This window comes from Sulfurimonas sp. (assembly GCF_028714975.1).
Classification (GTDB): domain Bacteria; phylum Campylobacterota; class Campylobacteria; order Campylobacterales; family Sulfurimonadaceae; genus Sulfurimonas.
In genome coordinates this window covers 304523-331208 of record NZ_JAQTLH010000001.1, presented here as the reverse complement: position 1 = coordinate 331208, position 26686 = coordinate 304523, and the positions used below count along the sequence as shown (strand labels likewise).

Below are 26686 nucleotides of genomic sequence, written 5' to 3'. Positions count from 1 at the left end.
ATAATAACAAAAAGGGATGAATGAAAATATGAGATTTTTTTTAGGTTTATTTGGCGGATTTTTAGTTTTATCTCTTTTGTGGGTGGCGGCTGTTTGGCTACAGGGTGGAAGATATACGGTTTCGTCGCAATGGGTGGCGGATGTATATGAGATAAAAAAAGAGGCTAGCAACAAAGCAAGTGATGGAGGAAGAATCATCATAGTCGGCGGGTCTAGTGCGCTTTTTGGGGTTGACTCGAAAATGTTGGAAGAGCATTTTGGGGTCAAAAGCATAAACGGCGGGGTAAATGCGGGGCTTATGTTGCCGTATGTACTCCTAAAAAGCAGAGAGATAGTTCAAAAAGGGGATATTGTTTTGGCGCCTTTTGAGTATAGTTTTTATAATTATGACGGGGTAGCCGGAGCGCAGATGATAGACCAGATATGGGCTAGGGATTTGTCATTTTTTTGGGAGCTTGGAGTAAAAGAAAAGTTTTATATGCTTTTTATGACGGAGGTAAAACGCATTTATGACGGTTTTTTGGCAAAAGGCGGAGAGAAGATAATGATAGGTCCTTACGGGTATGCAAATGTTGATGAGGACGGCAATCAGATAAAAACTTCTAAGAGTGATGCCGTGCAGTGGAAAAACGATATGGAAGCTACACTAAAAGAGCTGCCGAGACGATACGGTGATAGTGGAGTAAACAAAGCAGCGGTTGAGTGGATAGAAAATTATGCTGAATATCTGAGAGAAAAAGGCGCGAAACTGATACTCTTGCCGCCTGCAATGATGGAACATGAATTTTACAAAAGTGATGAGAAAGAGAGAGATTTTTATAATGGACTTAGGGATAAAATCGGTGTGAAATTTTTGGGAAATCCTTATGAGTTTATGTATGAGAGGGATATGATGTTTAATACCGACTATCATTTAACTGATGAGGCTAGAGTCGTGCATACTAAGAAATTAGAGGGGCTTTTGGAGAGTGATAGGGAGTTTATGGGGTGGGTTGCGGTGCAAAAGGGCAAGAGAGAGATTGCCGCGCTTCGCTCGCAATGACGGGAAAGAGAGAGATTGCTTCACTTCGTTCGCAATGACGAAATGGAGGGATTGCCGTGTTTGTCATTGCGAGGCTTTAGCCGTGGCAATCTCAATGACGGAGAGCAAGAGAGAGATTGCTTCACTGCGTTCGCAATGACGGGATGGAGAGATTGCCGCGCTTCGCTCGCAATGACGAGAGGGGGTTGTAATGACGAGAGGGGGTTGTAATAACGGGGTGGGTTGCAATGACAAATTAATGTGCTACAATTTTAGTATATAAATAATCTTAAAAGAGAGTAAAAAATTATGGTAACTACAGAACAGGTGGCGAGGGTGTATGTAGCGACTTTTAACCGTGCTCCAGATGCCGTCGGTCTTTCTTACTGGGTGAACAATTCTTTTGGCGGAAATGCTACTTTAGAGCAGATAGCGGAGAGCTTTTTTGACAGTGCCGAAGCTCAGGCTATATATTTGCCGAGTATGAGCATTGAAGCAAAAGTTAGAGCGGCTTATATAAATTTATTTGACAGAGCGTGTGACACTGCCGGACTTACTTACTGGGTAAATGAGCTGGAAAGCGGAAGAGTCAGTCAGAGCAGTATGCTTATAGCTCTTGTAAACGGGGCGCAAGATAATACCGTAGCTATGGATGCGACTGCTTTAGCGAATAAAACAGAGATTGGGTTGTATTTTGCCAATACCGGACTTAATGATGTAGCACAAGCATATCAAGTTATGAATGTGGTTAGTTATTTAGAAAATAGTGTAAAAGAAGCAAAAAATTTAGTGGACGGTTTATATGAAAACAGTCACACTTCGCCTGCGATGGCGCATGCAGCAGAAAATAGAAGCTTTGTTGATAATGGAATTACAGAATATACGGCGAGTGAGGTTGACGGGTATATCGCGGCACTCGATTCTACTCTAAAATGGAATAACTCCGTCGTAACATATAGTTTTAACAGTTCAATACCTTCATCTTACATAGGTGCTTGGGGCGGTGACTTGACTGATGGCTGGGCAGCACTTAATTATGCCCAAAAATTGGCTGTAAGAGATGTTTTTCATGGGCTTGAAGAGTTGATAGATATTGATTTTGTAGAAGTTGCAAGCGGCGGCAATATACAGTATAACATAACTCATCAGAGCGATAGTGCGGGATTTGCTTTCTATCCCGGTACATACTACACATATCAAGGCGATGTTTTTTTAAGTTCTATTTTTAATAGCTATCCGCAAAACTACGGTCTTGAAGCGGGAGAGTACGGCTGGAGTACGATAGTTCACGAAACAGGTCACGCACTTGGGCTAAAACATCCTTTTGAGGGCAGTACGACTCTGTCTGAGGAACTTGACAATTTTTCTCATACTATTATGTCGTACACAAGCGGAAAAACACTGCTTGCTATACCATATATAAACGGTAATAATTTTGGGGTGTCGCTTGAATGGATTAACCCACAGCTCTACTCCGTATATGATGTGCTTGCTTTACAAGATAAATACGGTGCAAATTTGAATACAAACATCGGTGATAATACATACAGCATAGAGTTTGGAGAGTTAAAAACTATCTGGGACGGCGGCGGAGAAGATACGCTTGATTTTTCGCAGAGTGTTGGTAGCGTTTTTTTAGATATGAGAGACGGCAGTGTAAATACGGTCGGCTATTTGAGCATAGATGATCAGGTGGCAAGCCTTCAACAAGAGCTAAGTAATGCGAGAATATACGGGCGTAATCAATGGGCTCATGATGCATTTTATAGTTATGAAAATGATATATATACAGGAGAAGACAACTTTGCTATAGCGTATGGAGTTGTGATAGAAAATATCATAAGCGGAGATTTTGACGATATCATTTTTGATAATAAAGTGAATAATGATATATCTCTAGGCGGCGGTGATGATATAGTCTATCTTTATGACGGCGGATGGGACAAAGTCAACGGCGGAAGCGGGTTGGACAGAGTAGTTTTTAACTCTTTGTTATCTGGGGTGGAGTATGAAAAAATTTCTGCCGATAAATATCTTTTTGTCGGGAATGGGTTTGCTGCCACTTTAACAGGGGTTGAGAGTGTTGTTTTTAGTGACGGAACGACAAAAGACATAGGGTTTTTTGGGTAGTTCCTTAGAGAGCAGATTGCCGCGCTTTGCTCGCAATGACGAGAAAAAGAGATAGGGTTTTTTGGGTAGGGTTTAGAGAGATTGTCGCGCTTTGAGATTGCCGCGTCGGCTACGCCTCCTCGCAATGACGAGCAAGAAAGAGAGAGATTGTCGCGCTTCGCTCGCAATGACGAAGTGGCTTGCAACAACAAATTAAAAGATTTTTTTAAAAAATTATTTACTTTAAGTTTATATGCAATAGAATGTAACTATAAACAATTAAAGGATGAGACATGGCAGCGTTAGTAAATAATCTTGGCGGGGATGTCGGTTTTGGTGAAAATTATCTTGCGAGGAATGATGATGGATATACTTCATTTATAGATTTGAGTTCTATATTTCCAAGTGGGATAAATTTTTTCGGTACTGTATGGACCGGTTTGTATGTAAACAACAATGGAAATGTGACTTTTGGAAGCGGTCTTTACTCTTTTACTCCTACGGCAATAGGCGGTAGTTCTACCAACCCTATTATCGCACCATTTTGGGCGGATGTAGATACTCGAAATTACTCAAACAGCACTATAGCAGGGAATGTAACGCCTACCTCAGGAGGCACCTCTCAAGGTTCAAACCTTACTTGGTATGACATAGATACAACAACCAATACGCTTACCGTGACTTGGGATGATGTCGGATACTATAGTACAAATACGGATAAACTAAATGCATTTCAACTTCAGCTTGTCTCTACAGGCAATGGGAATTTTGACATAATTTACAGATATGAGGATATAAACTGGGTTACGGGTGATGCAAGCGGTGGAACCGGAGGTCTTGGCGGAACTGTAGCAAGAGCCGGTTTTTCTGCAGGTGACGGGTTAAACTACTACGAGTTTTATTTCTCAGGAGATCAAAACTTTATGCTTAACTTAGAAAATAATGTTTTAGCCGGAACTCAAGAGGCAGGTGTTTGGACATACCATGTAAACGGCGGAAGTGTTACGGGTATGGGACTTGAAAACAGTAATGATACGATACATGGAACAGATATTAGTGATATAATGGACGGAAGAAGCGGAAACGATACGCTTTACGGCGGTCTTGGTGATGACAACATAAGCGGTGGGGACGGAGACGATGTTCTTTATGGCGAAATCGGTAATGATAGACTTGTCGGGGGCTATGGAAACAATCAGCTATTTGGAGGAGACGGTACAGACTCTGCTCTTTATCTTGGAATAAGAAACACTCTTAATATACAAGATAACGGTAACGGAACATATACGGTAAATCGTGATTCACTTGAAGACCTTTTAAATAGCATTGAGTATATTGGATTTGACGACGGCAGCATGAGTGTCGGGTATGCCGTTGAAGTAAGAGACAATCAAGAAGAATTTTCAAGATTTTACAATGCTCTTTTTAATAGACTTCCTGATAATGCAGGGCTTGCTTACTGGGTAAATGACCTCATAGACGCTTCTTACGGCGGAAGAGGAAATACGATACAAGGAGCCGCACAAGCATTTACCGACTCTACTGAATTTCAAAGCTTATATGGACCATCAGTAAATAATTATGATTTTGTAAACTTACTTTATCAAAACATATTACATCGTGCTGCTGATCAGGCTGGATACGATTACTGGGTAACAGAAATAAATCAAGCCGGAAACAGAGGCGGGATGGTTGTTAGTTTTGCAAACTCCGGAGAGTACACTAACAATACTCAAGCTGCAATAGACACCTATCTAGCAGCAGTTCCGCTTGATGGGTATATACTTATCTAATTAAGTTACTTTTTAAGATTGCCGCGTCGCAAGCTCCTCGCAATGATGAGAAAGAGAGAGATTGCCGCGCTTCGCTCGCAATGACGGAAGAGGCGCAATGACACAGAACCGCGTCATTGCGAGGAACGAAGTGACGTGGCAATCTCAAACTTTTTCAAAAACTTCAAAATGTTCAGCCGCTGATTTTTCCCACGAAAAAAAGGCGGCTTGAGTTTTACTTTTTTGCGATAACTCTTCTCTTAATTTTTCATCTTTTGCAATAACTAAAATCTTGTTTTTTATATCTAACTCATCAGTCGGCTCGACATAGAGAGCTGCATCGCCGCAAACTTCAGGCAGAGACGCTACGCTTGATACGATTACGGGAGTACCACACGCCATGGCTTCAAGCGGCGGCAAACCAAAACCCTCATAAAGTGAGGGATAGATAAAAACTGTAGCAAGATTGTAGATATGGGCAAGCTCACTATCGGAGACAAACCCTAGATAGCGAATGAAATCTCTATTTTTTTGGATCTCTTGCATAATTTCTCTGTTTTCCCACCCTTTAAAACCGACTAAAATAAGAGGCAGTTCTCCTTTTTCATCATTAGTGAGCAGATTGTAAGCTTTTAGCAGAGTCAAGAGGTTTTTACGCGGTTCTATGGAGCCTACAAAAAGTAAAAATTTTTTTGGCAAATCAAATTTAGCTTTTGTATCTTGAAGTTCATTTTGCGGATACGGCTTATAGAGTTCGTGGTTAACTCCGTGGTAAATTACGCTGATTTTATCTTGGGGTATCTGCATATAGTCAATGATCTCTTGCTTTGTAAAGTTTGAACCAGTGATAATATGGTCGGCTTTTTTTATAAGTTTGAAGAAATTTTTATTGTAATGGTCTATTAGTTCTTTTGTATGCCAATGAGGTTGAAGCATAAATGAGAAATCGTGAACCGTACAGATAAGTTTTTTGGCTTTTATATTTGAATTTGGAATAAAATTTGGCTGGAAATATAGGTCGTACTCTACTCTATAAAATTTTGTAATAAATAGGTAAAAACTTCTGCTGAGTTTTTTAAGCAGAGGAAATTTTTTTATGAAAGATTGCAGTTTTTTGGCTTTTTGCTCTGCAGTAGTTTGTTTATCCAATAGTCCGTAAAGCTCTTTTGAGTGAAATCCGTAGTTAAAAAAAATCTCATACTTATCTGCAGATAACTTCTGTAAGCGGCTGGAAATCTCATAAGTATACCGCCCTATTCCGGTTAACGGTGAGAGCAGAGAAACTGCATCTATAAGAACTTTTTTCATTTATTAAACTCCGATGTATTGTTAATATAAGATATTGGTACTTCTAAAACTCAGCTTAGAATGCTTGTCATTGCGAGGCTTTAGCCGTGGCAATCTCAATGACGAGAAAGAGCAAGGGAGAGATTGCTTCACTGCGTTCGCAATGACGGAGAAGGTCGCAATGACGAAGAGGGTCGTAATGACGGAGAAGGTCGCAATGACAGAAAAAATCGCAATTACAAATACCATCATAACGAATTAAAAAATCTCTGACTAACAGTTTTAATATCATTTTTTAAAATCCACTCTATTTGTTTTGATGGATCAAACTCAGATGAAAGTGATTTTTTTATAGTTTTAACAAGAGAGGCTACCGATGAATCGCTAGAAAAGGTAACCGTATGTTTTGCATCGTTAAAAATCGGCTGCGGCGTTGCTATAATCTCTTTTTGGCTTAAGAGTCCGATTCTTAGTGCAGCGCTTGATGATTCTTGCGTGTTTTGATAGGCAAAAACTATCTTATCTGCTGCAGATAGTCGTGCGACGATTTGCTCTTCGGGAAGGAAATCAAAACATATTTCTATACGATTTTTTATAGGGGATGAAGATATCTTCTCTTCTATACGCTTTTTTAAAATCTGTGAAACAGGTGCAGGATGAATAGCACAAAGAAGTAATAATTTTACTTTTATCCCTTCTTTATCTAGCTCCTCGGCTACATCTATCAGCTCTAATACTCCTTTTTGAGGCAGTAAAAAACCAAATGTAGCTAAAGTCACAAAATCGCTTGAGACTTTTTGTATATGTTTTGACATATCCATTAGCGCCGCATTGAAAGGATGAACAATTAAAAAAGTATTTTTATAAACACCGAAATGTTTTAAATAGTTTAAATCCTCTACGGAGTGTACATAAATTGCTGTCGTCTTCTCTACGGATTTTGATATTGACCCTATAGAGTCAATATACTCCGCTGTTATAACATCTTTAGTAGAGTGAAAAAAGAGATGTACATCTATAGAGTTAAGATTACAAAAAAAGAGTAACTCTTCAAGAAGATAAAGGGGTATGAAACTAAAATTATATTGGATTATCAGCGTTGTTATATTTTTTGAAACGATAGCGCTCTTTAGTGCTTCTATGTCTGAAGTGTCTCTACCGCTATGCCAACAGCGGACTATGTTTGGATCATCCGCAACAGTCGGCTCCTGTGTGTAATTGGCAAAGATTACGGTTTTATCTACAAATGAAGATATGAGGTTTTTTGTATATATGGCAATGCCGCATTTGGTGTTGTATGTTGAAAAAACTCCTATAGACGGGTTGCCGCGCAAAAGAGCAGATTGCCGCGCTTCGCTCGCAATGACAGGAAGAGAAGATTGCAATGACGAGAAACAGTCACTGCGAGGAACAGAGTGACGCGGCAGTATAGTGGAGGGAAGAGAAGATTGCCGCGCTTCGCTCGCAATGACAGGGGAATCGCTTGAGTTTATAGCCGATAAGATTTTCGCGGCTACTGCCTCTTTTGAGTAGTTTTTTAAAATAATCTCTCTTGCAAAATCTGTTTTTACCTTTATCTCATTGCTGAGAGTTTGACTTATCTTTTTTATCTGATATGCTAGATGAGATACTTTCGGTACTGCCCAGATAGAGTTTGGCTCACTTAAATGTGTTGAAGCTACGGCAAAATCAAAATCTATAAGCCAAGATGCTGCATCGTTACAAAAATCCGTCTGCCCGCCATATCCGGTTGTAAGGACGGGTAGATTGCAAAGCATGGCTTCTGCCATAGGCAGACCGAACCCCTCTCCAAAACTTGGCGCAACGAGAAGATTGCTGTTTTCATAAAGATAGCGTATCTGCTCTTTTTTTAAATCTTTATTTATACATAAAATAGTTTTGTTCTCTTTGACATATAAAAAAACTCCCTCTTGAAGAGTTTTTGTCAAAATGTAACCGATATTTAAGAGTTGTTCTATGGCATTGTTGTGAGGATTTGGAAATATTTTTAAGATAATAGAAAAACTTTCATCAAGAAGTTCAAATGCCTCTAAAAGCTTATCTATGCCTTTGCGAGGAAAAGCCGACGATATATGAAGAAGTCTAAAACCGTGCGGCAGTTCAAAATCTAACTTTTGTGATGGCGTCTCTATAATATCATCGGCTACAATACCAGTTGTAACTATCGGAACACAAACGCCTGAATTTTTCAAAACTTTTTTTACATACTCCGACATCGCAAAAATCGTTGTTAGGCGGGCATTAAAAAAATCTACATACTCTTTTGGAAAAACAGACTCTTCCCAACCGTAAGGACCGATAATCTTATTTTCACCTTGCATCGCATTTGTTCTTGGCGGATAGAGATTTCTTATGGTTGTATTTACAAACTCTTGAGTATTTTCATACATACCTAAAATATCCAAATCAGAAATATATGACAAATTGGGTTCAAAATCTCCAAAACCCTCGGTTGAATAGAGTTTTACATTGCAACCTTGTTTACCAAGAGCCTTTGCGATAGTTTTATTTACGATAGCCAAAGAGTAAGAGGAGTCAAAAGAGCCTTCTATGCGTATTGTTTTATCAGAAAAAGATTTAACGGATGAGGGATAATTTGGAATATCTATATCAACGGCAGTTAAAAAATCAGCAAAATTTTTCTTTAGATTGTCCTGATGAAATTTTAAAAAATGTCTCTTTTGGCGTTTTAAAATATTTGCTCGCAAAGAGGGGTCGTTTATAATGTCATATATATATTTAGCGACCAAATCAGGCGATTTAAAATCAATAGTTCCCTGCTCTCCCAAGGTGTCAGGAAGGGCGCAAGTCGAGTAAGCAATGGTAAGCGTATCATAAGAGAGTGCTTCAATGATAGGTATAGAAAAGCCTTCATGATCACTTAAACTAAGATATATATCTGCAGCAGAGTAATAAGCTGCGAGATCCTCTTGTGACACCTTACCTGCAAACAGTACGCTATCTTCTAGTTTTAACGAAACGACAAGTTTTTTTAGATAATCAAAATACGCCTGTTCCGATGTACTGCCTACTAAAATAAGTTTTAGTTTTAAAGATAGAAGCTTTTTGAGGTAGTAGATAGTTTCTATGAGCATCTCTTGTGATTTGTTAGATACGATGCGCCCCACAAAGAGTATGGTAAATGTTTTAGAATAATTTTTAATTATAGTTTCATTGGGACGAATTAAATTTTTTTTCGTAATGTCAACTAACAACGGTATGGGTTTGGGATTTTGGTATCCAAAAGCGTGAAGCTCTTTAGCGTTGTACTCTGAATCTGCGTAAGAAGCCACAAAGGCTTTAGCAGATGATGCAAGCTGCTTTCTGCCAAGGTCACATGCCTGCTGAAGATGAGGAGAGTTGTTAAAAAAATGTGAAGGGGTTATGTTGTGATAGCATAATATTTTTTTATCCGCAAAAGCAAGAATCTGTTCATGATGCTCATGCCCTATCGAGTGGTGGTAAATCAATACATTATCCGGCGATGGAACATAAGAGTCTATATGAAGAACTTTATCTTTTAACTTAGGATCTATGTGGTTTGCATAAACCAATGAGTTAAAACCAAACCCACGCAAAATATCCGCCGTCCATAAAACACCACCGCTTACTCCGTCACCGTCGGCGATAGAGGGGGTAAACTGATGTATAGAAAAAACTTTACTTCTCATCTGAGAGTTTTGTTGCCATAGCAGCGATGTTTAAGAGTTTTTCTTCAGGTGAATTTATACTATTTTTCAACTCTATATTTGCATCAAAAACAAACTGATCTATGCGGTGGCGAAGCGATAAAGAGTGATGTAACATCAAGTCTGCCAACTTAAAATCTATAATATTTTTACTGCTTTCAAGCTCATTTTTTAGCGCATCTATCTGTTGTTGCTGATCTTGAATCTGCCGCTGTTGAGTGATAGTGAGATTTTCCAATACGACCAATCTATGCTTGATATTGTTTATTCTCAATAAATTATACAAATATCTACCAAGAAAACCTATCAACGGTAATTTTTTTATAAAATTTTTCATATTTGGCTACTTATTTTTTTTATTTTTTCAAGCAACATTTGAGAACTTTCTCTCCAACTCATCCACCTGTAATCTTTTGGAGGGATATAAGAAGCCGGAATTTCATTTTGTTCTATGCCTATTATTTGATTTTCCAAATCTTTGGTATCTGATATGTTGAAATATCCTATTTGCTTGCCTCCGACCTCTCTATGCACTGCAATATCACTGGCTAAAACAGGTAAACCGAAAGACAAAGCTTCAACTATAGGCAAGCCGAAACCCTCAACAATCGAAGGAAAAAGTAACATCTTTGAGTGTTTATAACAATATTGAAGCTCAGCATCGCTTAAATCATTATAAAAATGCAATTTTTTATTAAGCATATCGTGCGAGTTGATTCTATTTATAGTTTTTTCTATTTTCCAGCCTATTTTTCCCACAATACATAATGAAACATCAAAGTTATTTTTCCATAACTGATCAAATATATCAAGCAGATATGCATGATTTTTTCTAGGCTCTACCGTACATACTATCAAATAAACTGATTTGTTTGTTAAAAACATCTCCTCTAAAGCCGGTCTGACAATCGGTTCACTAAGCGTTTTATATTCAAAATCGCTTCCAAGCAGGAAATAATCAAACTTTTTATCTTCTATTTGCCCTGCAAATTCTTTAGAGAGAAATTCTTTGAGTCCGATATTTATAGTATTAGAAATTGCGATATATCCATCGACATATTTTAAGGAGTCATAAAACCACTCTTTAAAAACTTTAGTGAGAGAATCATCGCAAAACTGAGGATGAGATATAGGAATAATGTCATATATAACTCCGATTACCGTGCCGCCTTGTTTTTTAAAAGATGATACGCTTGACCATATATTTAAATGCCAAGTCGAGTCAAGAAGTAAAAGTATATCACCGCCCTCAACCATAAGCGGAGCAGCCTCGGCAGCTACTGCAGTCTCTTTTTTTTGCGGTCTGGTAATTGCTTTTAAAGGTTTTATTATTAGCGTATCTATAAGAAAGTTTAAGCCGAATTTTGTTCTAGGCGCATGTAAAAAATTACCGACGACAGAAAATGGAAGCAGTGCGAATATAAGATTTTTGAGTGCTTTATAAATGTTTTTCAGATACTCTTTTGCAAATCTTATCAGTTTATTTATGTCAAAATGAGATGCTTTTTGTACATTTGCAGAAACGGAGGGATACAACATTTGGGATTCGATTTTAAAAAAATTACCGTTTGCAATATCAACTAAAATGATTTCACTGTCGTTTTCTTTTGAAAGTTCCAGTAAATTTTCGGTAATTTTTCTTACAACTCTTTGTATTCCGGTATTTGATTCCGTATTATTATAAAGATACGAGCAGTCTACAAATATTTTTTTCATGTTTATACTCTTTTTTTTAAATTTAACTAAAGGTGTTTTTTAAAAACTAAATTGCCTCACTTGTCATTGCGAGCGAAGCGAAGCAATCTTCTCTTTCTCTCTTAGACTGCCGCGTCACTCCGTTCCTCGCAGTGACGATTCCTTGTCATTGCGAGGCTTTTGCCGTGGCAATCTCAATGACGAGATAAAGTAATTTTTGGTTCAAGCCTGCAAAGTCCTATAAAAATATTTCCCTCGACTCCTGCAACTTCAAACTCGGCGGCATGGTCTAGCCAGTGAAAACATTTATCCGTATGATAATCTCCAGTATGAACTGCACATCCTAAAGAGTATTTGCCGACACCTATATTTAGAGGCATCTCAAAACTACACATATATTCGCCCTCTTCTAAGGAGATGTCTACCTTTTGATAGTAGGTGTTTGTACCGTAAATATCCTGACCGAATCTATCTCTTATATGGATACCGATTGTAATATTATCAAACTTTGCAGATGATTTTAGATAAATTTGTATAGTGGAGTATTCACCGGAAGAAATAATTTGAGATTTTGATTTTTCGCCGAATATAAGCACTTTTTTTATCTCTATCTCAAAACTTCCAAAAGAGTTTTCACTCAAGTTGTTTATCTTTATCTCCTGCGCTTCATCATTTAACTTCGATATCAAAAAGTAGTAACTATTCATAACGGCTTCAGGGTTGCCCTCTTGAACAACTTCACCGTGATGAAGCAAAATAACTCTGTCACAAAGTAGTTTTAAAGAGTTTAAGTCATGAGAAACATAGATAATAGACATATTGTTCTCTTTTCTCTCCCTAAGAGCTTTTGTGCATTTTGCCGCAAAGTGAGCATCCCCGACAGAGAGCGCTTCATCGACTATGAGAATTTGCGGTTCCGAATGAATGGCTATAGAAAAAGCCAGACGCATTTTCATTCCCGATGAGTAGGTTTTGATAGGTTCGTATATATAGTCGCCTAGTTCGCTAAAAGCGATAATCTCTTTTGCTTTTTGTTCACACTCTTTTTGCGTCATCCCTATAAGTGTTCCGTTTAAAAAGATGTTTTCATATCCGCTTAGTTCGTCATTGAAACCGGTTCCCAGTTCAAGCAATGCGGTTACTCTGCCACGCCTAATCACCTCTCCGCTTGTGGGATTTATGACTCCTGCTATTATTTTAAGTATTGTAGATTTTCCGGCACCGTTTACACCGATAATACCGAGTGTTTCACCCTCATAAAGATCAAAAGAGATACCATTGTTGGATACAAACTCCCTATGATAGGGTTTATTTAAAAAAATCTCTTTTAACCTGTCAAAGTTATTTTTATACATCTTGTAAATTTTTGATACATTTTTTACTTCTAAGATTTTTTTCATCTAAATAATATCCTTGATGGTGCCGATCATCTTTTTATACAAAAATCCCGCTAAAAGCAGAGTTAAAATACTTATGGCTAGTATAATTGACATAGCGTGCAGAGAGGGTGCTTTTGAGTAAAGAAAGATATCCTGATAAATTTGCGCAAAGTAGTAAAACGGGTTGTAGATCAAAAGAGAAGGGAATTTGTCTGCAATCATCTCTTTCATATATATGACAGGTGTCATCCAAAACCAAAGCTGAACAAAGATGGGAACTGCCTCTTTTAAATCTTTAAAAAGCGGGGTAAACAGCGAGATAATTACGCCAAGTGCAAAAGCAAACAGTGTCTGCAAAAACAAAATAGGGATAAGATAGAGAAAAGTCAAGGTTATGGGATGATTTACAAGCAGCAAAAAGATTAGTGCAAGCAAGTAAGAGAGCATCAAAACGCCAAACTCGGTAATAATAATGCTTAGTTGATAGACAAAAGCAGGAACGCTTATCTTTTTTATCAGGTTTGCTTTTTCTAAAATAGAGCCGTTTAACCTCATCAAAATCGTACTAAAAGATGTCCACGCCAAAAGTCCCGGAACAAGATAGATGCTGTAGGAGTAGCTGTTATCCACAATATCAAGCTTCATTTTCATAAAATCTGAAAAGATTACGGTATAGATAAAAATAGTAATAATGGGTGAGAGTATATACCAAATCTGCCCCAGACCCGTACCTACATATCGTTCTTTAAAATCTCTTGAAGCGAAAAAAAATGCTAGTAAAATATTGTGTTTCAATTGAGACCTTTAAATATCAAAGGAGATTGCCGTGTCGCAAGCTCTTCGCAATGACGAGAGATAGTCACTGCGAACGAAGTGCGGCAGTCCATATTAGAACCTTCTATAATCATCTTCTACTCTAACAATATCATCTTCACCCAAATAGTCGCCGATTTGAGTTTCTATGATGACTAAGTTTAATTTACCGCGATTTTGGAGTCTATGAAGCTCACCCATCGGAATGTATATGGACTCATTTGCTCTTAATATAATCTCTTTTTCACCCAATGTGACTACGGCTGTTCCGCTGACAACAGTCCAGTGTTCGCTTCTGTGAAAATGTTTTTGAAGAGAGAGTCTGCCTCCCGGTTTTACCTCAATGCGTTTTATCTTGTACTTTGGATTGTCTTCTAATACGGTGTATGTTCCCCAAGGTCTATGTGCCGTTAAGTGGATATTGTGGAGTTCGGTATCACATCTAATCTTTTGTACGATATTTTTAACTTTTTGAGATGAGCCTTTTTTTGAGATAAGCAGCGCATCGCCTGTGTCAACTATTATCAAATCTTCTATATCTACGGTTGCTATTTTTCTCTCATTTCCGTAAATAAGATTATTTTTACTATCTATTTGGACATATTTTTCATTTATAGTATTTCCGTTTTCATCTTTTCCCAACTCTTCATAAAGTGCATCAAAACTTCCGACATCCGACCAGCTTATATCCGATGGTATAACCTTTACTTTAGATGATTTTTCCATAACGGCATAGTCAATGGAGTCTTCAGGGATATTTTGCATATCATCTAATTGAATGTTGTATTTTGAATTTTGAACGTTTAATGAATTCTCAAATGCAATTTTTGATGCTTCATAAATTTTTGGGGAATATTTTTGAAGCTCCTCTAAAAACACTCCTGCCTTAAAACAGAACATTCCGCTGTTCCAGTAGTAATTCCCCGCTTTTAAATATGCGGTAGCCGTATCAAAATCAGGCTTTTCATGGAAAGCTTTTACAACATCGCCGTCTGCTTCTATGTATCCAAACCCCGTTTCGGCAAATGTTGGTTTTATGCCGAAAGTGACAAGGTAGCTTTTCTCTGCCGACTCTTTTGCAAGACTAACCGCTTTTTGATACTCTGTTTCATTTTTTATAAGATGATCCGAGGGCGTAACTAAAACAATCTCTTCTTTATCCAGTACCATACAAGCAAGAGCGATTGCCGGAGCAGTATTTCTACCGACAGGTTCAAGCAAAAAATCGGTCTTTTGCAATGTTAAATGCTGAGCATTAGGCGTTAAAGCAAACTCATCCAACTGATCTTTAGCCAAAAAATATTGCTCCGAATTTGAGACAATCATTCTGCCGCCGCATAACTTAGAATTTCTTTCAACCGTGAGCTGAAACAATGAGTTTTTATTGAAAAGTTTTACAAACTGTTTTGGCATAAGAGTTCTACTTATCGGCCACAATCTCGTGCCGTTACCGCCGCATAAAATAATATTTGTCATCTATCATCCTCTTATTATTGATGTGATTGTAGCACTTGCATACTGATTTATCAATTAAGGAAATTTGTTTTAACAACTCCTCAGCACTATTTTTGTATAATCTCACTTAAATTTTCCAAAAGGTATCCCATGCGCGGTTATAAAATTTTTGCCGGTTCTGCCAGCATAGAATTCGCTAAAGAGGTTTGTCAAATCTTAGATGTTCCATTGGCTAAAGCTGATATTAAAAAATTTAGCGACGGTGAAATTTCAGTTCAAATTGCCGAGAGTGTTCGCGGTCGTGATGTATTTATCGTCCAGTCAACCGGTGCACCCTCAAATGACAACTTAATGGAGCTTCTCATTATGACGGATGCTCTTCGCAGATCCAGTTCTTCTACTATCACGGCTGTTGTTCCTTACTATGGATATGCAAGACAAGACCGTAAAGCTGCTCCCCGTGTTCCCATAACTGCCAGACTTGTTGCAGATATGTATGAGGCAGCGGGAATCGACAGAGTTGTAACCATTGACTTACACGCGGGACAGATTCAAGGTTTTTTTAATATTCCCGTCGATAACCTTTACGGCTCCGTGACTTTTGAAAACTACATAAGAAGTAAAAATCTTAAAAATCCCGTTATTGCATCTCCGGATATCGGCGGTGTTGCGCGCGCTAGATACTTTGCTTCACGCATGGGGCTTGAGATGGTAATCGTTGATAAACGCCGTGAAAAGGCAAACGAGAGCGAAGTTATGAATATCATCGGCAATGTCGAGGGCAAAGATGTCATCATGATTGACGATATGGTTGATACTGCCGGAACTATGGTAAAAGCGGCAACTGCTCTTAAAAACAAAGGGGCAAATTCTGTTATGGCATGTGCTACTCACGCCGTTTTAAGCGGAAAAGCGTATGACAATATAGAAAACGGCGAGCTTGATGAGCTAATCGTTACAAATACACTAGAGTCAAAACCGCACGATAAAATCATAGTTTTAACCGTTGCACCTCTTTTTGCAGAGGTTATCAGAAGAGTTTATCATAACGAAAGTGTTAATTCACTTTTTGCGTAACTAAGGGAATTAATTGAAAAACATTAGAAATTTTTCTATCATTGCACATATCGACCACGGAAAAAGCACTTTGGCAGACCGTATTATCCAAGAGTGCGGAGCAGTAAGCGATCGAGAGCTTGGCAAGCAGATGATGGACACGATGGACATCGAAAAAGAGCGCGGCATCACCATCAAAGCGCAAAGTGTTCGCCTTGACTATGTAAAAGACGGCGAGCATTACATACTTAACCTTATCGACACTCCAGGGCATGTCGACTTCTCTTATGAAGTTAGCAAATCTTTGGCTTCTAGTGACGGTGCACTTCTTATAGTGGATGCGGCTCAGGGCGTTGAAGCTCAGACAATCGCAAATGTTTATCTGGCTATGGAGAACAATTTAGAGCTTATTCCTGTTATAAACAAGATAGATTTACCTGCAGCCGACCCTATAAAAGTAGCAGAAGAGATAGAAACCAGCATCGGGATAGATGCAACGGACGCCGTACTCGTATCTGCAAAAGCAGGAATCGGGATTCGTGAACTCATTGACGCTATCGTAGATAGGATTCCTGCTCCCGTAGGAGACCCAAACGCAACTACAAAAGCTATCATTTACGACTCTTGGTTTGACTCATATCTGGGTGCGTTAGCTCTTGTTCGCGTCTTTGACGGCGAGATAAAAACAGGGCAAAAAGTAAGACTTATGAGCAACGGCGAAGAGCATGAAGTGCTTGATTTGATGTACCCTCATCCGCTTAAACGCAAAAAAACTTCCGTTATAAAAACCGGTGAAATAGGCATAGTCGTTCTTGGTCTAAAAGAGGTACATATCGTAAATGTAGGCGATACTATAACGGATGCCAAAAATCCAACGGCAGAACCGGTTTTAAAATATGAACCGGCTAAACCGTTTGTTTTTGCAGGAATTTATCCGATAGATACCGATAAATTTGAAGACTTAAGAGATGCGCTTGATAAACTAAAACTAAATGACAGCTCACTTTCTTATGAGCCTGAGACTTCCATAGCACTTGGATTTGGTTTTCGTGTCGGATTTCTGGGTATGCTTCATATGGAGGTTATCAAAGAGCGTCTTGAGAGAGAGTTTGACCTTGACCTCATCGCTACTGCTCCGTCTGTTGTCTACAATGTCTATCTTACAAACGGCGATATGGTTGAAGTGCAAAACCCATCGGAACTCCCGCCTGTAAACTATATAGATAGAATCGAAGAGCCTTATGTAAAAGCTACGGTTATCACACCTACGGACTATCTTGGAAATATCATCAACCTTTTGGTTAGCAAAAGAGGCGCGCAAGACAAGATGACATATCTCAATGAAAACAGAGTTATGCTTGAGTACTCTCTTCCTATGAATGAGATTGTAGTTGATTTTTATGACAAACTAAAGTCAATCTCTAAAGGTTATGCAAGTTTTGACTATGAGCCTATCGGATTTAGAGAGGGCGACTTAGTTAAGCTTGATGTCGTTGTAGCAGGCGATGTGGTAGATGCACTTAGCATTATCGTTCATCGTTCAGCTGCTGAGTATCGCGGTCGCGCGCTTGTAAAGAACATGAAAGAGATAGTTCCTCGTCAGCTTTTTGAAGTGGCTATCCAAGCTTCACTTGGAAACAGGGTAATCGCAAGAGAGACTGTTAAGAGTATGGGGAAAAATGTTACCGCTAAGTGTTACGGCGGGGATATTACCAGAAAGCGAAAACTGCTAGATAAACAAAAAGCAGGTAAAAAGAGAATGAAGTCCATAGGAAAAGTTCAACTTCCGCAAGAGGCATTTATGTCTGTATTGAAGATGGACTGATGATTTATAGATTGCCGCACTTGTCATTGAGATTGCCGCGCTACGCTCGCAATTACGAGATACGCAATGACACACACTCGTCACTGCGAGGAACGAAGTGACGCGGTAGTCTGAGAGATAAAGAAAGGTAGTTTATGAGATGCTTACTTTGTGAGAGCCTGTCACTCTCGCATATCTGCCGTAAATGTCAAAATACATTTTTAACTCCCTCCATCTATAAAAGAAAAATCCTAGGAAATATCGAAGTTATCTCTTTTTACAAATATGACGACATAAAAAATCTGCTTCATACCAAACATACCGATTTGGGCTACTACATCTACACTATTTTGGCGAAAAACTCATTTAAAAAGTTTGCTGCAGAGTTTAACTATGAACATACGGTTACTTCCGTTGCGATTGACGATGTTGTGCAAGACGCCTACTCTCATACGGCAATCCTCAACAAAGCACTCAAGAGCAGATATATAAAACCGGAGTTTAATAAACTTAGAGCAAAAAACAGAGTGACTTACTCCGGAAAAAGCAGAGAGTTTAGGATGTTAAATCCAAGAGATTTTGAAGTAAAAAACATTAAAGAAAAAGAGCTGATTTTAGTCGATGACATAGTTACTACGGGTTTGACTTTTACTCAAGCGATTGGAACTCTGCAAAAAAACAGTCATAATGTTGTTTTTTGTCTATCATTAGCCGATGCAAGTATAAAATAAGGTGTTATTATATATACTTTATTTTCTATTTTTAAACATTATTGGAATTTATAAGTGAAAATATACCTCATTTTAATACTTTTAACTGCTCTACTATTTGGTGAAGAAAAAAATCTCAATGAATTGTTATCTCAGTACAGGGAAGCAGGAGAACTATACAATGAGACAAAAGAGGAAAACTCAGGGAATGTTATAGTATACTCCCGTGCAGACCTTGACGGAATGCAGGCTTATACGCTCAATGATGTTTTAAAAACAATAAGACTCTTTACACTCAAAAATACAAAAATCGGAATGAACACCCTTGTTAAAAGCCCCTACTCTGAAGCGACAACATTTTCTGTTAAAATATTTATAAATTCACATGAGCTAAAATCCTTAACTGCCGGAACTGCGATGACTCAGTACGGAAAAATAGGACTAAATTTTATAGACCATATCGAGATATACCAAGCTTCAAACTCTATCTCCTTTGGCGGTGAACCCGGCAATATGACCATAAGAATGTATACAAAAGATCCCTCAAGAGAAGATGCAACGGTCTTGCAAACTTCTATAAACTCAGAAAGCGGCGGCGGCAGAGCTCAGCTTATAGAGGCAAAAAAGCTTGACGGATACTCATATCTGGCAAATATTGATGTCGGGATAAGTAACTATGATAAACATACAGGTACAAACGGCGCCAAATTCTCAAGAGACGGCAAAAGAGTTCAATCTTATGTCAGTCTGCAAAAAGAGGATGACTTTTTAGTAGAGCTTGGCGCCGGAGGAGAAAAAAGTGATATTTTTGCCGGTTTTGGTCCGGCGGTCAGAGGCGGTTATCTTGACACAAAAAATATGTATATAAGCTTTACAAAATATTTTGACAATAATATAAAATTTGTTTTTGGAAGCGATTATGAAGAGGTAAGAGTAAGCAACTCGGACAGCATGGGCATGACTCTGCAAGACAGAACGAAAGCTTATGATTTACTTATTAAAAACGGCTCACGAACAAACAGTGCTACTTTGGAAAAAAGATTCGTTTATGGGGATAACTATATTTTAGTAGGTACAGAGGCTAGATTTAAAGAGTTTTTCCTTGACGAATTTAAGAGCAACGGCGTAGATAAAACCGTAATAGTCGGACCAAGAGATCTTGATATCTATATGCTCTACATAGAAGATGAATATAAATTCAATAAGTATCACTCTATAACACTCGGCACAAAAGTTGACTACTACAAAAACTACATGAGCGAATCAGCTACACAAAAATTGATTCGTTTTGCTTACAACGGGCAACTTAGAGAGGATTTTTCAATTAAATTTTTTGCTCAAAAAAATTATACCTACCCGATATTTGCACAGACGACTTTCTCCCCGTTTTACTATCCAAATCCAAACCTAGAAGCTACTACCGGTAATCTATTAAAAATTGAGGGTGAGTACAAAAAAGATGCGCTAACTCTTACTCTGGGAGTGGGTGAAGCTAAAAGCAAAAACGGTATCGCATTCGACAGGGCTAACAGCAGATATATAAATAATCCCGACACTGCCGATTTTAGGCAACTCTTTGTAAACACAAAATATAAATTTGATGAAGACAATAAACTTTTTGTGGAATATTTTATTGCCGATAAAGACAAAGCTCATCTTAGTTCGGACAACGGTGCGTTAGTGCAGCTATTTAACAAAGTCGGTAGATTTGACTTCTATAATGAGCTTGTATATAGATCTTCATACATAGATGTGATGGGCTATAAAATAGATGCGGGATATGACTACACGGCAGGTGCCATATACCATTACGACAAAAATTTAGACTTAAAGATAAAGGGCGAAAATATATTTGACAAAGCAAGCCAGTCAAATATAAACGGTATCTTTACCTCAGCGATAGAGAGAAGAGCTATTTTTACGCTGGAGTACACTTTTTAGATGAGAACTGTAATCGGGGTATTTTTTTTAATCGCTTTAGCTTTTGCGGATAATACGCATGCTATAAAAGCTGAGATATTAGAAAAAATATTTGCAAATATCTCTATGAAAAAAGGGCTGGTTATCTGGTCCGATGATAAAGAGCTGATTGAAGAGTTTGATAAAAAAGGCTCTTATGCAACAACGGCTTATTGCAAAGATGCCACACTCCTTATCTTGGAAAATAAAAAAAACCTAGACAAAACTTGCCATGAAAAAGCGATTTTCGTACTTGACTATGCTCTTTTAAAAGAGGTTCCGCAAAGCTTCGGTGCTATTTTTTGGAAAAAAGGCAGACCCAATATCGTTATAATTGCGCCTAGAGCAAAAGCACAATCAATAATAGTCTCGGATAAACTGGATGATTATGTTGAGGATAAGATATGGTAAAGAGCAAAGATTTTTTTATCTTTTTTCTTCTTCTGGTTTTAGGTCTATTTTTCGTCTACATATACAGCAATATCAAAACAACAAAAGAGGATGTTTACAATCGCATTGAAACAGATCAGATAGAGCAGATCTCAACCATACTAAATGCAGTGCAGAGAGATTTTACGACATCTCTAAATATCAGAAATTCCGATGAACTGCTAAATGCTTTTATGGAAGAAGAGAACGCAAAAAAATATGAAGATATTATCTCTTTGATTATGACGGCAAATATAAAATATGCCTATATACTATATAAAGACGAGAAAAACAAATTTAGATTTATCTTAGATGCTTCAAAAACAGACAAAGCAAGTTTTTACCAAAAATTTGATGTTACTCAAAATGAGTATTTTGATGTATATAGTACTAAAAAACCCGTGATTTTAAAACAAAAGGATATAGAAAATCTCTATATAACTCTTCTTCATCCCATAATAATCAACAATGAAGTAGCCGCTCTTTTTAGCGTCGATATCACGACAAAAATCCAAGATATAATTCTGCAATCGATTAAGCCTTTAGAGAACTTTTTTATTATTTTAATAATTGTCGTAGTTCTCTTTATGGCTATGATAGCTATGCAGCTTTTTCACTATTTTGCTACAAGAAAAAGAGTATTTACGGATCCGCTTACAAATACATTTAACAGAAACTACCTCGAAGAGCTGCAAAATGTCATAAATCTAAATAATTACAGTATTGCTATGTTAGATCTTGATAAGTTTAAATCCATAAACGATATTTACGGGCATCAAGCAGGTGACTTTGTGCTTGTTCAAGCCAGTAAAATATTTAAAGCTTCCATCAGAGCCAGCGACATACTTGTCAGATACGGCGGAGAGGAGTTTTTACTGCTTATCCATAACAGAAGCGGCTCTGCACTGCAAGTGTGCGAAAGGATTAAGGAGAGTATCTCTTCAAGAGATTATTTTTATGAGGGCAATGAAATCGGCTTAAGTGTCTCCATCGGTCTGCATAAACATCCGGCATTAGAAAAAAATCTGCACGAAGCTATTAAAATAGCGGATAAAATGCTCTATAATGCAAAGAAAAACGGAAGAAACAGGATAGAGATTTATGATGAAAAATCAATCTCTGAAAAAAATGACAGCTCAAAAGACATAAGTTTTGTAAAAGAAGCACTTGATGAAGATAGAGTTACATGCTACTATCAGCCGATATATGATTACAAAAAATGTGAGATTTACAAGTATGAAGCACTGGTTAGGATAATAGCAGCCGATGGGAGAGTCGTTACCCCTTTTGAGTTTTTGCCTCAAATAAAAGGGACAAATATGCACTATAAACTTACTCAGAGAATTTTACAAATTGTTTTTGATAAACTAAAAGAGAGTAAAAAAAATATAAGCGTAAATATAAATTTTTCAGACCTTATCAATGCAGACATTGAAGAGACGATTATCAAACATCTCAAAAGCAATCCGGAGTTGGCATCCAGCGTTACTTTTGAGATACTTGAGAGTGATGAGATAGATGATGTAGAACTCTTTAAAACCAAAACAAATCTGCTTCACTCTTTGGGAGCAAAAGTCTCCATAGACGACTTTGGAAGCGGCTACTCAAACTTTAAAACCATTATCGACATAGAGGCAAACTACCTTAAAATAGACGGCTCACTAATCAAAAATATCGATAAAAACATTAAAGATTACAAAGTTGCAAAGAGCATCATCCACTTTGCTTCGCAGAGCAATATGCAAACAGTCGCCGAGTTTGTTCACTCGAAAAATGTTTTTGATAAGCTGGTTGAGTTAAATGTCGACTTTATGCAAGGCTACTATATCTCCCCGCCAAAAGCTACTTTGATTGAGAAAGAAGAGCTTTTTGACTCCGTAAAAGCTATTTAAAGGGATTTATGATTCTTAGTTTATTTTCGATGAGTAAGTCGTGGTGCATATCTTCACTGTAGAGGATGGTGCAATGTGACGCAAGTGCGGCTGAAACAATTAGACTATCATAATATGAGAACATATATTTTTTTCTTAAATCAGAAGCAGCAGAAAAAACATCATAATCTAACCCGACAACATAGTATCTTGAATAACTGCTACTTAGAAATTTTTGTATGTTATCTTCAGAAAAATCAAATTTTTTAATGAGATTTACAGCTACCTCATTAATGACCTGAGTACTAATTACTGCCTGAGACAAAACAATATTTTTTGCTATATTGTGCTTATTTATATCTTTTGTGCTAAATGCATATAATAAAATATTTGTATCTAAAAAAACTTTATCTGGCATTAGCTTCTGTTCTACTAAGGAAGTCACTATTTACGGCAACAGGATTTGAGGAAAGATACTCAATAAAATCCGGCTGATTTTTTAATGTCACTTTATCTTCAACAATTTCTACTTCACTTTTTGGAAGATTTTGTAAAAAATACATAATTTTATCAAATACACTGTCTTGCACTTTCAATTTCAAAGTATGCATATATTAAGACCTCTTAATTTTTTATATAAAGATTATACTCAACTCAATCCAAATAAGTCAAATAAAACTAACTACTTCAACAGCTTTTTAAAGAGTTTGTCTGCCTCTTTGCTTATTTTCTCTTGAACTTCTTTGCCGGCTTCTGTTTTCATAAACTCTTCCAAATTTATCGACACTCTCGGAGCATCAATATCACCTTTTAGAGTTGCACTCACAACATTTTTCTTTGCCTGCAAGGTTATATCGCTATCTATCTGCTTTGTTTTTGTATTGATTTTAGCCTCTTTTATCTTTATGGAAGCCTCTATCGAACGAAGGTCAAGCGATGCTAAAATATTTTCTTTATGTATTTTTGCATTTATATCACCGCTGAAAAACTCTTTGTACATATCAAACTTGACATACTGTTTGACTAAATCAAAAGGTTGATTCTTTTCAAACTTTGCGTTTGCAACTTGCCCGTTAAATGTACCTCTGCTTTGAGTCAAATCGTAATTTATCTTAGCATTTAAAGTAGCGTCGAGCAGCTCCGGATATAGAAACATATAGAGCAGTTTTTTGGTTTTTACGGAGCCGATATCCGCATAAAAATCATTATTATGAAGTTTTGCATCTATTTTTCCCTCCGCAATATTTGTATGCATCGTAAAATCCAAATCTTTTGCCTTGCTAAACTCTCCATTTGCAGCCAATGCACCTCTTAGATGCTGATTTGTAATAAAAAAAAGCTTATTCAAATCCGCGATATTAGCCGTATAGTCACCCTTAAGAGAGCCATCTTTTATGTCAAATTTTGCGTTTTTTATGTCAATATTTGCAATATTTGAGTTAAAAACGACTTTAGTATCGGCTACACTTTTGTTTAACATAGTTGTCGTCGCAGAGTCAAAAGTCGTTGTCGGCATAGCCGATTTGAACTCATAGGCTTTTGTCAAGTAGTTTGAGTTTAAAAGACCTTTTGTAATTTTAGTCGTAATTTTTCCATCCAGTTTATCGCTTCGTGCATCGCTTATATCCGCGTTCATAGAAAGCAATCCGTCCGTATAGTGCGGTTGTTTTAACATAAAGAGCAGTTTTTCTATCTCTAAATTTTCTATTTTAGCACGAAGCGATGCAAGTTCGAAATCTTTTAAAACTGCCTCAAATACACTTTCTGATGAAGCCAAATCGCTTATACCGCTTATTGCAAGTCTCTCTTTGTCTCCTTTTGCCTCTCCCGCCAGCTTCAATGCACCTCTGATATCTGCGCCGGTAATAGGTTTTAGCACCTCCAACTCTTGGATATCTAGCGAATATTTTATATCCGTTTTAAGAGGCTGTGGAACTACCCTGCCCGAAGTGGCAATTTTAAATAGATTTGAAGAAAAATCATACTTATAATCTACATCGTCACCTTTTAGTTTTGCATCAAGATTCATAGAAAAAGAGGTTTTGGGGATAGTTACATTAAAATCGCTTTTCATATATTTTGGGTCTATATTTCCGTTTTTGCTCTTTAAAACTATATCTCCGTCCATTGTATGCGGGTTTATATTTTTAAAATTTATTTCCAAATCTATATCTGCCGTCGCGTATGGATTTTTAGCAGCCGTATGAAGCAAAGAAGAGAGTTTCGCATCTTTCATTTTTGCGATAATGGAAGTCGGATTCAAATCAGTCAGCTCGACATAGTAAGCCGTATGACTATCTCCGATATCGCTTTTGCCGTCAACTTTCATAAATGCCATGCTGCCTTTTACTGTTCCGTTTGTATAAAGCGTTCCTCTAAGCGCAGTTAGAGTAAACGGCTCCAAACTCTCCAATTTTTGAAAACCTACTTCATAGGAGAGTTGAAATGCTCGCGACAAGAGAGAGTAATCCCCTTTTATCTTTATGGTGTTGTTGCTATTTAACTCTAAAACTATCTCAAAACTACTTGTAGAGAGTGAAAATTTGGTAAGTTTGCTCTCTAATTTTGTCTGCTCTCGTATTTTGCTCTCTACCATCGGCTTTATCAAGCTATTGCCTAGCGGCGAAAAAAAAACTCCATATGCAGTTGCTGCAAATATTAATAAAATTCCGCCAATCCAAGCTAAATACTTCACGCCGTCTCCTCTACCGCTAAATTTGATATCAAAACTTCTTCTATAATGATACAATATTAATGATTTTTTTTGTAAACCGTATAGTTGATACAAACGGACTAAAGTTAGTTGACAAAAAACATTTAACTTGCCCTTGACATTATTACGCTCAATATGTATAATTCTGTCATCTTTTTAGAAAAGGAGTGATTTAACAACTATGTCAAAAGAAAATAATGAAGAGGTTCAAAGCGAAACTCTTGAAAAAGTTGAACTAGATGATGCGGCGGCAGAAGCAGCAGCCGTTGAAAACGAGTTTAATCTTTTACAAGCCGAAATGGCTGAACTAAAAGACAAATATGCTCGCGTTCATGCTGATTTTGATAATATCAAAAAAAGATTGGAGAGAGAGAAGTATACTGCGGTCGAATATTCAAACGAGAAATTTGCCAAAGATATGATTCCAGTTATGGATGCACTTCAAATGGCTCTCTCATCGACTGCAAGCGTAGCAGACCCCGTAGAACACTTAGAAAAATTAAAAGAGGGGATTGAGCTTACGCTAAAGCAGCTCACGACCGCTTTGGAAAAGCACGGCGTAAAGATGGTTTCTCACGACGAACCTTTTGACCCGAACATTCATAACGCTATACAAAGCGTAGATAGCGACACGGTAGAGAGCGGACAGATAGTTCAAACTTTCCAAACAGGCTATAAATATAAAGAGAGACCGCTTCGCGAAGCGATGGTTGTTGTGGCGAATTAACATTCGTTCATATAGTTTTATAAGATAAAAAATCAAATCTGACACAAAAGTGTCAAACTTTAGTGCCTTAGCGGCTAGCGAAAGCGAAAGGGACTTGTTCCTTTTGCGACAAATAAGATGGAGGTTCCCTTCATTTTATTTTATTTTATAAAATAAAATCAAATTAAGGATAAAAA

At 37.5% G+C, this 26686-nt stretch carries 22 protein-coding genes; 12 read left to right on the top strand and 10 right to left on the bottom strand.

What is annotated here, in order from left to right; genetic code table 11:
- The first annotated feature begins 16 nt into the window (after positions 1-16).
- From PHQ93_RS01710 to PHQ93_RS01695, 4 genes are all read left to right on the top strand, one after another.
- Complete coding sequence (locus tag PHQ93_RS01710; RefSeq protein ID WP_299940045.1) at positions 17-1042, top strand: hypothetical protein; 1026 nt, start codon at positions 17-19, stop codon at positions 1040-1042.
- Between the two features lie 15 nt (positions 1043-1057).
- Entirely contained in the window at positions 1058-1252 is a 195-nt protein-coding gene (locus PHQ93_RS01705) for a hypothetical protein (protein WP_299940042.1), read from the top strand.
- 78 nt (positions 1253-1330) lie between these two features.
- Positions 1331-3151: a DUF4214 domain-containing protein gene (locus tag PHQ93_RS01700; RefSeq protein ID WP_299940038.1), complete on the top strand. Its 1821-nt coding sequence runs from the start codon at positions 1331-1333 to the stop codon at positions 3149-3151.
- A gap of 272 nt (positions 3152-3423) precedes the next feature.
- A complete protein-coding gene (locus tag PHQ93_RS01695) occupies positions 3424-4923 on the top strand; it encodes a nidogen-like domain-containing protein (protein ID WP_299940035.1) in 1500 nt (499 codons plus the stop codon).
- Between the two features lie 144 nt (positions 4924-5067).
- Here the strand turns inward: PHQ93_RS01695 and PHQ93_RS01690 are convergent, their stop codons facing one another.
- Positions 5068-6210, bottom strand: coding sequence for a glycosyltransferase family 1 protein (locus tag PHQ93_RS01690; RefSeq protein ID WP_299940032.1), 1143 nt, complete (start codon positions 6208-6210; stop codon positions 5068-5070).
- A 123-nt stretch (positions 6211-6333) separates the two neighbouring features.
- Here PHQ93_RS01690 and PHQ93_RS01685 point away from each other — a divergent pair, with 123 nt between their 5' ends.
- The gene (locus PHQ93_RS01685) at positions 6334-6462 is read left to right on the top strand and encodes a hypothetical protein (RefSeq protein ID WP_299940029.1); all 129 of its coding nucleotides are present in this window, start codon (positions 6334-6336) and stop codon (positions 6460-6462) included.
- On the opposite strand, the gene PHQ93_RS01680 is transcribed toward PHQ93_RS01685, so the two are convergent.
- The 6 genes from PHQ93_RS01680 to PHQ93_RS01655 all read right to left on the bottom strand — a co-directional run bounded on the left by PHQ93_RS01680 (position 6438) and on the right by PHQ93_RS01655 (position 15262).
- On the bottom strand, positions 6438-9881 hold the full coding sequence (locus tag PHQ93_RS01680; RefSeq protein ID WP_299940026.1) for a glycosyltransferase: 3444 nt from the start codon (positions 9879-9881) through the stop codon (positions 6438-6440). The genes PHQ93_RS01685 and PHQ93_RS01680 overlap by 25 nt on opposite strands.
- A complete protein-coding gene (locus PHQ93_RS01675; protein WP_299940023.1) occupies positions 9871-10236 on the bottom strand; it encodes a hypothetical protein in 366 nt (121 codons plus the stop codon). Before PHQ93_RS01675 ends, PHQ93_RS01680 begins: the two co-directional genes overlap by 11 nt.
- Positions 10233-11615, bottom strand: a complete 1383-nt coding sequence (locus tag PHQ93_RS01670) for a glycosyltransferase family 1 protein (protein ID WP_299940020.1) — start codon at positions 11613-11615, stop codon at positions 10233-10235. Before PHQ93_RS01670 ends, PHQ93_RS01675 begins: the two co-directional genes overlap by 4 nt.
- A gap of 173 nt (positions 11616-11788) precedes the next feature.
- A complete protein-coding gene (locus PHQ93_RS01665; protein WP_299940017.1) occupies positions 11789-12994 on the bottom strand; it encodes an ABC transporter ATP-binding protein in 1206 nt (401 codons plus the stop codon).
- Positions 12995-13768 carry an ABC transporter permease gene (locus PHQ93_RS01660; RefSeq protein ID WP_299940014.1) on the bottom strand — a complete coding sequence of 258 codons (774 nt, stop codon included), beginning with the start codon at positions 13766-13768 and terminating at the stop codon, positions 12995-12997. It abuts the gene before it with no gap.
- A 93-nt stretch (positions 13769-13861) separates the two neighbouring features.
- Complete coding sequence (locus PHQ93_RS01655) at positions 13862-15262, bottom strand: mannose-1-phosphate guanylyltransferase/mannose-6-phosphate isomerase (RefSeq protein ID WP_299940011.1); 1401 nt, start codon at positions 15260-15262, stop codon at positions 13862-13864.
- A gap of 129 nt (positions 15263-15391) precedes the next feature.
- On the opposite strand from PHQ93_RS01655, the gene PHQ93_RS01650 reads away from it, so the two are divergent.
- From PHQ93_RS01650 to PHQ93_RS01625, 6 genes are all read left to right on the top strand, one after another.
- Complete coding sequence (locus PHQ93_RS01650) at positions 15392-16318, top strand: ribose-phosphate pyrophosphokinase (protein WP_299940008.1); 927 nt, start codon at positions 15392-15394, stop codon at positions 16316-16318.
- A gap of 13 nt (positions 16319-16331) precedes the next feature.
- Complete coding sequence (gene lepA / locus PHQ93_RS01645) at positions 16332-18122, top strand: translation elongation factor 4 (RefSeq protein ID WP_299940006.1); 1791 nt, start codon at positions 16332-16334, stop codon at positions 18120-18122.
- A 134-nt stretch (positions 18123-18256) separates the two neighbouring features.
- Positions 18257-18832, top strand: coding sequence for a ComF family protein (locus PHQ93_RS01640; RefSeq protein ID WP_299940004.1), 576 nt, complete (start codon positions 18257-18259; stop codon positions 18830-18832).
- A 54-nt stretch (positions 18833-18886) separates the two neighbouring features.
- Entirely contained in the window at positions 18887-20752 is a 1866-nt protein-coding gene (locus tag PHQ93_RS01635) for a TonB-dependent receptor (RefSeq protein WP_299940002.1), read from the top strand.
- A complete protein-coding gene (locus PHQ93_RS01630) occupies positions 20753-21181 on the top strand; it encodes a hypothetical protein (RefSeq protein ID WP_299940000.1) in 429 nt (142 codons plus the stop codon). It begins immediately after the preceding gene.
- Complete coding sequence (locus PHQ93_RS01625) at positions 21175-23091, top strand: bifunctional diguanylate cyclase/phosphodiesterase (protein WP_299939998.1); 1917 nt, start codon at positions 21175-21177, stop codon at positions 23089-23091. Before PHQ93_RS01630 ends, PHQ93_RS01625 begins: the two co-directional genes overlap by 7 nt.
- On the opposite strand, the gene PHQ93_RS01620 is transcribed toward PHQ93_RS01625, so the two are convergent.
- The 3 genes from PHQ93_RS01620 to PHQ93_RS01610 all read right to left on the bottom strand — a co-directional run bounded on the left by PHQ93_RS01620 (position 23084) and on the right by PHQ93_RS01610 (position 25765).
- Positions 23084-23488 (bottom strand): PIN domain-containing protein, encoded by a 405-nt coding sequence (locus PHQ93_RS01620; protein WP_299939997.1) that lies wholly within the window; start codon positions 23486-23488, stop codon positions 23084-23086. The genes PHQ93_RS01625 and PHQ93_RS01620 overlap by 8 nt on opposite strands.
- On the bottom strand, positions 23478-23681 hold the full coding sequence (locus PHQ93_RS01615; RefSeq protein ID WP_299939995.1) for a hypothetical protein: 204 nt from the start codon (positions 23679-23681) through the stop codon (positions 23478-23480). Before PHQ93_RS01615 ends, PHQ93_RS01620 begins: the two co-directional genes overlap by 11 nt.
- A gap of 71 nt (positions 23682-23752) precedes the next feature.
- The gene (locus PHQ93_RS01610) at positions 23753-25765 is read right to left on the bottom strand and encodes a hypothetical protein (RefSeq protein ID WP_299939994.1); all 2013 of its coding nucleotides are present in this window, start codon (positions 25763-25765) and stop codon (positions 23753-23755) included.
- Positions 25766-25964: 199 nt separating this feature from the next.
- Between PHQ93_RS01610 and grpE the strand changes: the two genes are divergently transcribed.
- A complete protein-coding gene (grpE, locus tag PHQ93_RS01605) occupies positions 25965-26510 on the top strand; it encodes a nucleotide exchange factor GrpE (RefSeq protein WP_299915711.1) in 546 nt (181 codons plus the stop codon).
- Positions 26511-26686: the final 176 nt, after the last annotated feature.